The 12075-nt window shown below is 35.8% G+C and carries 12 protein-coding genes; 8 read left to right on the top strand and 4 right to left on the bottom strand.

Features of this window, described 5'->3' with window-relative positions:
* Window positions 1-57 precede the first annotated feature (57 nt).
* A complete protein-coding gene (locus BLQ56_RS03320; protein WP_090849848.1) occupies window positions 58-2391 on the bottom strand; it encodes an FdhF/YdeP family oxidoreductase in 2334 nt (777 codons plus the stop codon).
* A 227-nt stretch (window positions 2392-2618) separates the two neighbouring features.
* Between BLQ56_RS03320 and fdhD the strand changes: the two genes are divergently transcribed.
* The 5 genes from fdhD (at window position 2619) to BLQ56_RS03295 (ending at window position 6216) form a co-directional block, all read left to right on the top strand.
* Entirely contained in the window at window positions 2619-3389 is a 771-nt protein-coding gene (fdhD, locus tag BLQ56_RS03315) for a formate dehydrogenase accessory sulfurtransferase FdhD (RefSeq protein WP_090849847.1), read from the top strand.
* Between the two features lie 15 nt (window positions 3390-3404).
* Window positions 3405-3626, top strand: coding sequence for a group-specific protein (locus BLQ56_RS03310; RefSeq protein ID WP_090849845.1), 222 nt, complete (start codon window positions 3405-3407; stop codon window positions 3624-3626).
* A 121-nt stretch (window positions 3627-3747) separates the two neighbouring features.
* Window positions 3748-4302 carry a glycerol-3-phosphate acyltransferase gene (locus BLQ56_RS03305; protein ID WP_204381062.1) on the top strand — a complete coding sequence of 185 codons (555 nt, stop codon included), beginning with the start codon at window positions 3748-3750 and terminating at the stop codon, window positions 4300-4302.
* The gene (locus BLQ56_RS03300) at window positions 4303-5913 is read left to right on the top strand and encodes an aminotransferase class V-fold PLP-dependent enzyme (RefSeq protein WP_090849841.1); all 1611 of its coding nucleotides are present in this window, start codon (window positions 4303-4305) and stop codon (window positions 5911-5913) included.
* Window positions 5914-5925: 12 nt separating this feature from the next.
* Window positions 5926-6216 carry an antibiotic biosynthesis monooxygenase family protein gene (locus BLQ56_RS03295; protein ID WP_090849838.1) on the top strand — a complete coding sequence of 97 codons (291 nt, stop codon included), beginning with the start codon at window positions 5926-5928 and terminating at the stop codon, window positions 6214-6216.
* Window positions 6217-6369: 153 nt separating this feature from the next.
* On the opposite strand, the gene BLQ56_RS03290 is transcribed toward BLQ56_RS03295, so the two are convergent.
* Genes BLQ56_RS03290 through BLQ56_RS03280 form a run of 3 tightly spaced genes read right to left on the bottom strand, consistent with a single transcriptional unit; the run spans window position 6370 to window position 8967 of the window.
* A complete protein-coding gene (locus BLQ56_RS03290; RefSeq protein WP_204381061.1) occupies window positions 6370-7341 on the bottom strand; it encodes an ABC transporter ATP-binding protein in 972 nt (323 codons plus the stop codon).
* A 4-nt stretch (window positions 7342-7345) separates the two neighbouring features.
* A complete protein-coding gene (locus BLQ56_RS03285) occupies window positions 7346-8131 on the bottom strand; it encodes an ABC transporter permease (RefSeq protein ID WP_238457154.1) in 786 nt (261 codons plus the stop codon).
* Window positions 8128-8967: an ABC transporter permease gene (locus tag BLQ56_RS03280; protein WP_090849833.1), complete on the bottom strand. Its 840-nt coding sequence runs from the start codon at window positions 8965-8967 to the stop codon at window positions 8128-8130. Before BLQ56_RS03280 ends, BLQ56_RS03285 begins: the two co-directional genes overlap by 4 nt.
* Window positions 8968-9138: 171 nt before the next feature.
* Between BLQ56_RS03280 and BLQ56_RS03275 the strand changes: the two genes are divergently transcribed.
* From BLQ56_RS03275 to BLQ56_RS03265, 3 genes are all read left to right on the top strand, one after another.
* Complete coding sequence (locus BLQ56_RS03275) at window positions 9139-10296, top strand: serine hydrolase domain-containing protein (protein WP_090849831.1); 1158 nt, start codon at window positions 9139-9141, stop codon at window positions 10294-10296.
* 167 nt (window positions 10297-10463) lie between these two features.
* Window positions 10464-11750, top strand: a complete 1287-nt coding sequence (locus BLQ56_RS03270) for a DUF2254 domain-containing protein (protein WP_090849829.1) — start codon at window positions 10464-10466, stop codon at window positions 11748-11750.
* 93 nt (window positions 11751-11843) lie between these two features.
* Window positions 11844-12071: a hypothetical protein gene (locus BLQ56_RS03265; protein ID WP_090849827.1), complete on the top strand. Its 228-nt coding sequence runs from the start codon at window positions 11844-11846 to the stop codon at window positions 12069-12071.
* Window positions 12072-12075: the final 4 nt, after the last annotated feature.

Here is a 12075-nt window from a genome sequence, read left to right as displayed (position 1 = left end):
TATTGGAAAACAATCATCCAGATCAGATTACGAGCAAGGATCATGTACTTCTAATCCTCAGTTTGTTTTCCTAGGGTAGTCTATGTCTTTGCGCGCATTAAACCTTTCAGCCTTTTCAACTTTTACAGCCACATTATAGCTAGGGATTTTCGCTAATTTCTCGTAAATTCCCTTTGGTAACAAGAAGTTTCCTTCTGGAAAGTGAACCTCTAGGTTTCCTCTTGCAATATCTATAAACCTTGCATTTCCCGTGAACACTCCGTGTTTATTATAGACGACAACTGATTCACCCTCAGAGATACTAAGGCTTTTTGCATCGTCAACATTCATTAGAACATCATATCGCCCAGCACGATTAAAAGAATCTTTTTCGCTGTATACCATTGAGTTAAACTGCTTACCACGACGAGTTGTTAAATAAAACTCGCCATTTAATTTATTTAAATCAGGAATATCAACTGGAACCAAGTTACCTTTCCCATCCTTCGTTGGACAAATCCCATCTTCACATAACCAAGCACCACCCCATTGGAAGAAATCTCCTTGTTTCTTCAAATGCTGTACTCCATCATAATTAGGATTTGCAAGAGCGATTTCTTCACGAATTGATTGACCATCTTTAAAGTCAACTAGATGAGCTGTAGCTGGTTTTACACGTTTTGCTAGATCAATATAAATCTTCCATTCAGAACGTGCTTCTTCAATCATTTGTTTATTTCCAGGTATCTGGGGTGAGAAATACACCATCCGTTCAGTAGAAGTAGATGTTCCACCACCATCCTGTTCATATCTTGTTTTTGCAGGTAAAATGATGACGGCTTCCTTCGCATCAACTAGTGTAGATGTGTTAAAAATAATATCTTGATGTACTCGAATATCTACCTCTGAAAGTGCTTTTTTAACAAAGGTTGGATCTGGCATGGTTTCGAGAAAGTTTCCACCAGAAAGATAATATAATTTGATTTTCCGGTCATGATTATCTGGTAATAAACAGTTTTCGATTGATACCCCTAATACATCACCTTGCCATCTAGGTATTCTGAATTTCCATAGTTCCTCAATACGATCAATTGTTTTTGAATCAAAGTCCCCACCAGGAAGAACAAAGGGATCAGCGCCCATTTCTCCACTTCCCTGTACACTAGAATGACCTCGGATTGGCATTACCCCACAATTCTCACGACCTAAAAATCCGCGAAGAAGCGCTAGGTTTGCGACTTGAGAGATATTATCTGAAGCAAAGGTATGCATTGTTAAGCCAAGAGACCACACAAATACACCTGATTGACTATGAGCTAGCAGAGTGGCTAACTCCCCAATCCTCTTTTTGCTTACACCAGATGATTGCACAATATCATCCCAGGTTTGTGCTTCCACTTTAGCTTTTAGAGGGTTAAAGCCATTTACATGTTCTTTAACAAACGAATGATTAATTGCTGAACCTTTTTTTCGCCGTTCCATTTCAAACCAATGTTTCATAATTCCATGCATGAATGCAATATCTCCACCAATATTAACTTGATAGAAATCATCAGCTAGCTTTGTACCAAATAAGGCAGATTCGGTGACAGAAGGAATCCAATATTTCTCCATAGCTGGTTCACGATAAGGGTTGATACAAATGATCTTTGTTCCTTTCCTTTTAGCGGCATACATATACTTAGTAGAAACGGGTTGATTATTTGCTGCAACAGAACCCCAGAAGATGATGACATCAGAACCAATCCAGTCTTTATAATTACAGCTGGATGCTCCAATTCCTAGTGACCTCTTAAGGGCTGTTTTAGAAGGAGAGTGACAAATGCGTGAAGCGTTATCAATATTATTCGTTCCTAAGAATCTAGCAACTTTACTTGCTACATAGTATGATTCATTTGTGATTCCCCTTGATGTTAAGAAGAAACTAACATTCTTTGGATCTAGCTTTTTTATCTTAGTAGCAATCATATTCATCGCATCATCCCAATTAATTCGCGAAAAACTTCTCTCACCAGGTCTACGTATTAATGGATAAGGAATTCGGCCTAACTCACGTAGTTGGGAACTCGAATATTTACGAAGTTCATCAATGTCTGCATGAACGCTTTCCTTCTTCATTGCTGGCATTGTATTAAGACGTAGAACATTTAATCGAGTGGAGCATACATGTGGACCGGTCAACGTTTGATCATGAAGACCTGAAACACCAAGTGCACACCCATCACAAACACCTTTTGTAATAATATTTTTTGCGTAGTTTAAATTATCTTTGTTATTCCAAGCAACTTGTATTGTTTCTCGAATATGTTTAGGTTTTACCTTACCTAATCCGAATGGAACCTTACTAACCCAGTGTTTAGGAGAAGGTGTATTTGGTAATTTGACAGGACCGGTGTGCTTTGTTTTACCCATGCTACTCACTCCTTTTAAGTTCTCAGACTTTAGTAAGCGTTATCATTTTTTAGTTGAAGTTTGGCCATTAGGTTACAATCCATTTTCTGTCATAGTATAATGTATATAATAAAGCTTAACTTGTTTATTTTTAATTTTCAATCTTTTATTTTTGCATGAAGAGCCTTTAGAGATTGTATGAAATTCTCTGTTAAAATGGGGTGTTAAACGTGAGGAATAACCTGAGTATGAAACAAAGAATTATTAAGTTCAATGGAAGTGAATTACTAGATACAGAGGATGAAATAGTGACTGAATTTCCTTTAACAATTCACCTCAATAGTGAAGAGTTTGCAACAATGGTTTGTAGTCCTACTCATATTGAAGAAATGGTTATCGGTTTTCTTGCTTCTGAAGGTGTTATAAGAATGAAAAAAGAAATTAAACAGTTGATCATAGACCATGATGTGGGATTTGCTTACGTGGATTTGCATACACCAATTGTTCCTAATCAAAAGTACTTCTCTAAAAGGTTTATTGGTTCATGTTGTGGTAAGAGCAGACAGTTTTACTTTCAAAATGATGTGAAAACTGCTAAAACCTCTATGATTAATCTAACAGTAACAGCAATGAACTGTATTCAATTAATGAATAGTATGCAAGAAGGAAGTAAAGTGTTTAAAACAACAGGTGGAGTCCATAATGCAGCACTTGCAACAACACAAGAGATTGTCGTTAGTCGTTCAGATATTGGGCGACATAATGCGATAGATAAGCTTTATGGGTATTGTATGGTCAATGAAATACCAATAAAAGATAAGATTCTTGTCTTTAGTGGTCGAATTTCCTCGGAAATATTAATAAAATCTGCAAAAATTGGAGTAGGAATAATCTTATCTAAATCTGCCCCAACAGACTTAGCGATTAAACTTGCAACTGATTTAAACATAACTGCGGTTGGATTCATTAGAGGAGTTTCATTTAATGTATATTCACATCCAGAGAGAATAATCATTTAATTGGAGGCTTAACAAATGAGTACATGTAAACTCGATCATTCATTAGAGGATGTCTTAAAAAAGCTTAACTCTCAAAAGGCTTATCTACCCAGTCATAGTTATACTAAATGTAAGGAAATACTTGACGGAGATCCTTCTCAAACAGTATTAAATGAGCTCTTTCATTTATTAAAAAAATATGATTTAGCTGCTGAGAATGAGAAGACTATTCGAGAAAAGAAGATAGAGATTTTATAAGTAAATCGATCGTAACTGCTAGTGGCGAACCCACTAGTTTTTTTATTAAATTGGATATAAATGTTAATATCGTGATAAGATGATAATTAAAGTCTAGTAATTAGAACGAGGTGTGGTCATGATGATTATCTATTATTTTTTATTTTCATATCTGATTGGCTGTGTCATGTTTGGGTTTATAGTTGGGAAAGTAATAGGTAGGATTGATATTCGATCAGAAGGTAGTGGAAATGTAGGGGCACGGAATATTGGTCGTACACTTGGAAAGGGAGCATTTTTACTGACACTAGTAGGAGATGTTAGTAAAACAGTCATTGTGATCCTTGTTGGAAACTATTTAGGGTTTTCAATTCTTATCCAACTAGTAGGTTTTCTCTTAGTAATCATTGGTCATATTTGGCCTATCACACTTTCATTTAGTGGGGGCAAAGGAATTGCTAGTTTTCTAGGTGGAATACTAATCATTGAGCCAGTTATTTTATTATATATTTTAGGTGCTTTTCTAATCTGTTATTTTTTATTTAAAAGTTTTACGAATGCAGGTCTGATTAGTATTACTTGTAGCCCACTATTCTTTTGGGTTTCTGACTATAACATGACTCTAGTATTCGTTATAGTACTAATTAATATCATTATTCTTTATGCTCATCGTCAAAATATAAAGGAGGTTGTTTGAATGGGACTTATATTTAAAGTAGCAAGAACAGAACATGAATTAGATCAAATTCACAGACTAAACTATGCTACGTTTGTTGAGGAAATTCCACAGCACTCAAGTTCAGAATCGAAACTTCTTATTGATAAATACCATACTGAAAATACATACTTAATTTGCATGAAGGATGACCAATTAGTCGGAATGCTAGCTGTAAGAGATCAACGCCCGTTCTCAATTGACCAGAAAATAGGAAGGGTGGAAGAGCAGTTACCGGTTAAGTCTACATGCCCATGTGAAATTCGCTTGCTTACGGTCAAAAAGGAACATCGAAATGGTCGTATTTTTCTAGGTTTATCGCAATTATTAGCAAATTATTGTTTAAGAAACGGTTATGATGTTGGGGTCATTTCTGGAACAACTAGGCAAATAAAGTTATATGAACAGATTGGATTTATTCCATTTCACCATTTAGTTGGGACAGAATCAGCTATGTATCAGCCTATGTATATGACAAGAGAAATTTTTGAAAAAGGAATATTAAAAAGGTTAGGTACGAAGGTATATTCATTTTTACCTGGGCCGACGGAAATTGAAGATCGGGTAAAGAAAGCATTTCCTGTTTCACATCGTTCTCAAAAATTCAGGACAGTACTAGCTAATGTACAAATGAAATTATCGAAAATGATGAATGCAGAATATTCTCAAGTGTTATTAGGTTCGGGAAGTCTTGCTAACGATGTGATTGTCAATCAGATGCGAAAAGAAGGAAAAGGCCTGATTCTAGTGAATGGTGAATTCGGTCAACGTCTAGTTATTCATGCAGAACGGGCTGGGGTGGATTTCGTTGCATTGGAGTGGATATGGGGAGAAAGTTATGTTGAAGATGACATCTTAAAGGTTCTTGAAAGGTATGATATTAAATGGGTTTGGATGGTTCATTGTGAGACATCAACAGGAATGTTAAATTCTCTTGAGTTTGTAAAGGGGATTTGCAAGGGAAATGAATTAAAGCTTTGTGTGGATTGTATAAGTTCAATTGGTAGTGTACCTATAAGTTTAGAGGATGTCTTTCTTGCATCTGGAGTAAGTGGGAAGGCAATCGGGGCTTACACTGGACTTTCATTTGTATTTCATCATCATCAAGTTGATATAGATATGAGTATTCCAGGGTATTTAGACCTTGGACATTATTTTCAGAATGAAAGTGTTCCATACTCCCACTCATCTAATTTAATAGATGCCCTGCTAATGGCTTTAGAATTAATAGAAACAACGAAACATTTTGAGAGAATAAAAGAACAATATGATTTCATCCGCTCTGCACTTAAAGAGAATGATATTCCAATTCTTACAGATGAACGAAGCTCTAGTCCAACAATATTAACCATTCCTCTTCCGGTTCATATACCATCAAAGTACATTGGAGATGATATGAGCATCCATGGTTATCTTATTCATTATGAGAGTGGTTACTTAAATAAACAAAATTGGATTCAAATATCTCCGATAGGATATGTAAGTAAGAAAACAACAGAAGAAATGATTAAAAGACTTTTAGCATTACGAACATATTATGAACGATCCCATAGTGAGGTTATAGAAAAAAGGAAATTGACTTGCCTTAAATGAGGAGGATGAAACATGATTTTAGAAGCTGTTTTGCTACAGGTTAAATCAGGAATGGAACAGGATTATGAAAATGCCTTTGCTAAGGCATCCCATATTATCTCTTCTATGAAGGGGTACATATCTCACGAATTACAGCGATGTTTAGAGGTAGACGGCAAATATTTATTATTAGTAAAGTGGGAAACACTGGAGGATCATACAATTGGATTCCGAGAATCTAGTGAATATCAGCAATGGAAAGAGTTATTACATCATTTTTATGATCCATTTCCAGTGGTAGAGCATTTTGTGAAGGTCAATTAATTATAAGGTAGATAATAAAATGGGAGTCTTCCATGAGTTTTTGAGAAGGTTTGGACACCTATTCAATGTGACGTATTGGAAGATACTCCTTAAGACATTAATATTCCTTTAAACCCAAAAACTATATAGGTTGAAATTCATCCATAGTACACGTTATTTCTTCTTATAGATCTCTTTAATGATCTGTTCAATAGGTAGTGTATCAATTGACATATCAATCACTGTGAAACGTTCATTCACCATTCGTATGAAATCCTTTAATGGTAGCTGATCTGTTTCTAATTCAAGTTCGGTTTCATTAGCTGATACTTGTTTTAAAACTTTAACTCCATTAATCCCCTTCCAATGACTAGGGAAATCAGTGCGAATATATACGATCTTTTTGGCACCTAAAAAGTTTCGAAGGACAGTCATTGAATCATCAAAAACCTTTTCCCCATGACTAATCACAACAATCCTACTTGCGAGTTCTTCAATATCCCCTAAGTCATGTGTGGTTAACAAAAAAGTGACACCTTTACGATTCATTTCTTGAATAAAAGAATGAACTTTTTCCTTTGAAATCATATCTAAACCAATTGTGGGCTCATCAAGGAACACGACAGATGGACGATGAAGCATAGCCATAATAAACTCACACTTCATTCGTTCACCGAGAGAAAGCTGACGAGTTGGTTTGCGAACGACTTCAGCAACATCCAAGAGTTCCACAAGTTCATCCAATGTTTCTCTAAACTGTTTTTCCTCTAAATCATAGATTGCTTTATTCATATGAAATGCATCAAGTGGGGGAGTATCCCATAAGAGCTGCGACTTTTGTCCAAAGACCGCACCAATGTTCATGACATACTTTTTCCGCTCCTTCCATGGAGTATATCCCATTATTTGAACTTCTCCAGAGGACGGATGTAGAATGCCTGTCAATATTTTGATTGTAGTAGACTTCCCAGCTCCATTTGGTCCTAGAAATCCGATTATTTCTCCCTTGGCAATATCCAAATCTAAGCCTTTAACAGCTGTGACCTCAATCGTTTTTCGTTTGAATAAGCTAGCTATTGTATCAATGAATGAAGAGCCACGTTCATATGATACATATGTTTTCTTTAAATCTCGTACTTGAATCAACATTTTATCCACCTGCACTTGTATATTTTTTGAGCATCATATGCCAGAAGAAAAGACCAGCAGTTAACAATAATAGACTTGAGATTACAGAATAAATGAGTCCATCTATCGGTCTGTTAAGCAAAGTAGCAGCTGGAATAAAACCAATCATTAAAATCGGAATAATATAGAGAAGTACATGTTGAAGCTTTGAAGAGTAAATAGTACCAGGATAAAACCCGAACATCGAAATTGAATCGAAAATATCAAATACGCGGCTACTACCTACCCATTTGAATAAAATTCCTGAGAAAAATAGTGAAAACGCAAATAATACCATCACTGCACAAATAAACAGCAGGAGGAAATGTAGCCATTCAGTCATCCCTAGTTTAGGAAGAATTGATATAGAGATGCCAAATAATACCCCACCACTGAGTAGTCTGCCAAAATCATTTAGTTCAAATGATAATATTAAGGTTAAGAACAATGTGGATCTAGGTTTTAAAAGGAGAAAATCATATGTCCCTTCTCTGACTTGCTGCAGTGTCATTGAAATCATACCGAAGAAAAAAGGGAAAGCAATTCCTTTTGCAAGCAAAAACACACCTTGAATAACAATAACTTCTTCTAAAGTCCAACCAGGGAAGGAAGCACCTGTCCGATAAACAAGATATGTGACTAGTGGCAGTATCATATCCCCTATCAGCATCATGATCATGCTAATGAAGAAGTCCCCTCTGTAGGCCATCTTTTCAGAGAGTCTCGTTTTCATTACAGTGATGTAGCATCGGAAAACTGATTTCATCATACTCCCACTCCTGTAAACTTGTTTTCTCCTAATCTTACTAATACCTCAGAAACACCCCACATAGCAATAACAGCTAGTGCTTGTATCCCGACAATTTGTGGCAATGATAAGGAAATACCTGCTAGTTCATAGTTTCCGATAAATACTTGAACTGGAACATATAACATAAATTGGAAAGGTAAAAAGAATAAAATCGTTTGTACAATATCAGGGAAAAAAGTAAGTGGTACAAACATTCCCCCTGATAAATCACGAATCAACAAAAAGATTCTTCTAATTCCTCCTGCATTTGTAAGCCAAAATGCGGTTAGCCCAATACAATAATTCAGTAAAAATGTCATTAGAAACCCTAAGATTACGGATATGATTGCCCAACCGGGTTCTGGAGGGATAAGATTTATCTTGAAAATAAACAAATAAATAAGTAGTACTGGTAAAAACTCAAGCCAAAACCCTAAAGTACGGTGACCTATTTTTTGGGATAGTGCAAAAAAACGATGAGAAACCGGTCTCAAAATAAACGTCGTGTATTTTCCGGTGCGAATGAGCATTTGTAGATTCCAATCAGCAAAATCAAAGGTCAAATAGGTAATAACAGACATTGCTCCATAATAAACGAGCATTTCCTCTAATGTAAATCCATTAAGAGTTTCCCGATTTGCAAACATGGCGTCCCAGATGAAATATTGAACTAAAAAGTATATAGGACCGACAATGATTGATACGGCCATATGTGATCTGTAAGCTGCCCATTCCTTTAATGTCGCCCAACCAACTGCATGAGTGGTACGGGTAGCTTTTATTATAGCTTGCTTCATATTAAGTATGATTTTCATATGTATAGTAAACTCTTATTCCTTTCCCTCTATTTTAAAGCAATATCTTCACTATTTTACAATAAAATACAAAATAATGTAAATATAGACCAAAAAATGAAAATATTGAAAGGTATTACTAAGAATTTGTAGAATGTAATAGCTTTATGATTCAATGAGGAGGAAAAGCTGATGACCCTTAGGATTGAAATGCCTGAAAAAATTGGAATGTCTTCAGAAAGAGTAGAAGTAATCAATGAAGTTGCAAAAAGGTTAGTAGAGGATGGAATAACACCTGCTCAAGTAACCTTGGTTGCACGAAAAGGGATGATTATTCACGAGGAAGCATATGGAAAACTAACACCAGAACTAAATTCACCACTAATACAAAACGACACATTATTTCCAATGTGCTCAATCGCAAAAGTAATCACTGCTACATGTATTATGATTCTTGTTGAGGAAGGCAGAATCGGAATAAATCGCCCTGTTGTTGACTACATACCAGAATTTCAAGGTGAAGGGAAGAAGGAAGTTCGTATTAGCCATTTATTAACACATACGTCTGGTATTCGAGATGATGAATTGTATGCCCATATGGACCAAAAAAAGATAACAGCAGTCATTCCACCTTGTGAAGATACGCAAGACCCAGCTACTCATGAGTGGTTATTTTTAGGCTATGATACACCATTATGGAAAAAGCCTGGAACAGCTATGTCCTACTCAAGTTATGGTTATCAGTTACTGGGTGAAATCATTCGAAGAGTAAGTGGGATGTCATTTGAGGGATATGTGAAAGAAAAAGTATTCAATCCACTTGGGATGAGTGACAGTTATTTTTATGTACCATTAGAAGAAAGAAGTCGTGTTGTGAAACGTTCTCCAAATGACTTGTGTGCAGAATGGTTATTACAAGAACGCCATTTGGATTCGACATCAGCAGCTGGTGGGCTTTATTCGACAGCAATGGATCTTGCCAAATTCGCACAAATGTTTTTAAATAAAGGCAGTTTTGATGGGAAACGTATTTTAAGCCCGGCTTCCGTTGTAGCCATGACGACTAATCAAATACCAGGAGTTTCATCAGAATATCGAGATGAGGTTTTTCCAGAAGCATATTGGGGATATGGTTGGTCAATTAACGGCACAAAAATGGACGGTGGTGACCTGTTTTCTCCAAATGCATTTTCACATTGGGGAGCAGCGGGCGTCTTTTTCTGTGCGGACCCAATCTATGACATAGTAACCGTATATTTATCTGTTGAAATCGATCATCAAAAGCCATTTAAAAATATCTATGCAGATCTTTTTAATAATGTAGCAATTGCGGCAATTGAAGAAATATAAGAAATTATTTTAAATAATCTGTTAAAGGACGATACTTATAATCGGAGTTCGTCCTTTTCTCTTCCGGAAAACTGTAAACCTACTGTTTGTTAACTGATATGAAAGTTTACCTACATTCAAACAAGGGTACGATGAGGGTATGACTAGTGGTTGATGGGGGGCTTATTATGATCAATAAAATGATACTTAGAATCAAAAATAGCATATGGTTAATTCCTTCATTATACGCATTTATCGCTTTTGCTCTCGCTGTGGTCGTCATATTTATTGATATGTACTTATTAAATGATTCAGACTCAGTTTTGCCCAGGATATTGTTAGTTAATGTGAATTTGGCACAAGAAATGTTAAGTACCATTGCGGGTTCACTTCTGACGATGACGACAATTACCTTTTCAACGATAATGGTTGTACTTACCACCTATTCTTCTCAATTTTCACCTCGAACTCTCCAAAACTTTATTCGTGATCCAGTAACAATGCGAGTGCTGGGCGTGTTTATCGGTGGATTTGTTTACTCTATTTTTTCGTTACTTTTTATGAGGGAAGGCTCCGTTGATAATTTTGTAGTCGCAGCTTCAATAGGAGTGTTAATTGCTTTAGTTTGTGTGGTGGTTTTTGCTTACTTTATCCATCATGTCGCCAGTTCTGTTCAAGTCAGTAGATTAATTGAGCAGTTAGCAAAGGATGTACTAGAAACCATTGGTGAAAAAGTGAATCATATAAAGAATAACGACAGAATCTCAATTTTAGATGTACCTCCTCCAGCACCTGTGGAATTATCAGAGAGGACTACTTTTTGTAATGATAAATTTGGATACATACAATTAATTAATGAAGATGTGCTTTCGAAAGAAGCCATTCAACAGGGGTATTATATTAAGGTTGAATATCCTATTGGCAGCTTCCTTTCGAAAAATAAAAAACTAATAACCATTGCTCATAGTAAGGACGTTCAGCCAAAGAGGTTGAATGAAATAACACTAGGGCATGAAAGAACGACTGACCAAGATATCGGGTTCGGATTACAAAAGCTTTCAGAGATAGCCTTAAGAGCTATTTCACCTGGAATTAATGATCCGAATACAGCAATTGAATGTATCCGTCATTTAGGGATATGCTTGAAAGGAGCAAGTAAAATAGATGCCCATTATATCGCTTTCTATAATGAGGACAATAGGATTTCTTTAGTCATTCCTCAGAGACCATTTGAGGAGTTACTCCGGTCATCGTTTTATCAAATCTGTCATTATGGTCAACGTGATATTTCGATTTTAGCTGCTGTGTTTGATGCTTTGTGGGAAATCGCTGACTCTAACACTGAGGATATACAAGAGAAGACGGTAGAGTTTAGCAGATTTGTTTTAGCAAAAGTTGATAGTAGTTCTTTGACTTCATATGATAAAGAGAATCTTAAGAATCAGATGAAACGTTTGGAAGAGTTAATCGAGTGAAAAATTGACGAGCATAAAATAGGTTACCTGTATAAACGACCTTTAATTGTGAAATCTATACAAGATAAGATGAAATTAAAGGAGTGTTGCTTTATGAAGTCCTATGAAATAACAAACATGATTATTGATGACGACTTTTATGGAGAGGAATCAGTAACAGCTGATTTTACTCATAAAGATAAACAGTATAGTGTTACTTTTAACAAATCAGACCTTGAACTTGTTAACTCTTGGGTTTTTGAAGAAAATAGAACCATTCCAGCCAATTTACCTGATGTTGTGATTGATTCATTAAGGGAAGATATTAAAAGAACGATCTAGAATA

This window comes from Litchfieldia salsa, assembly GCF_900104555.1.
In the GTDB taxonomy this organism is placed as follows: Bacteria; Bacillota; Bacilli; order Bacillales; family Bacillaceae_L; genus Litchfieldia; species Litchfieldia salsa.
Note: the sequence above shows the minus strand (reverse complement) of the source record. Positions and strands in the feature narration are given on the sequence as shown.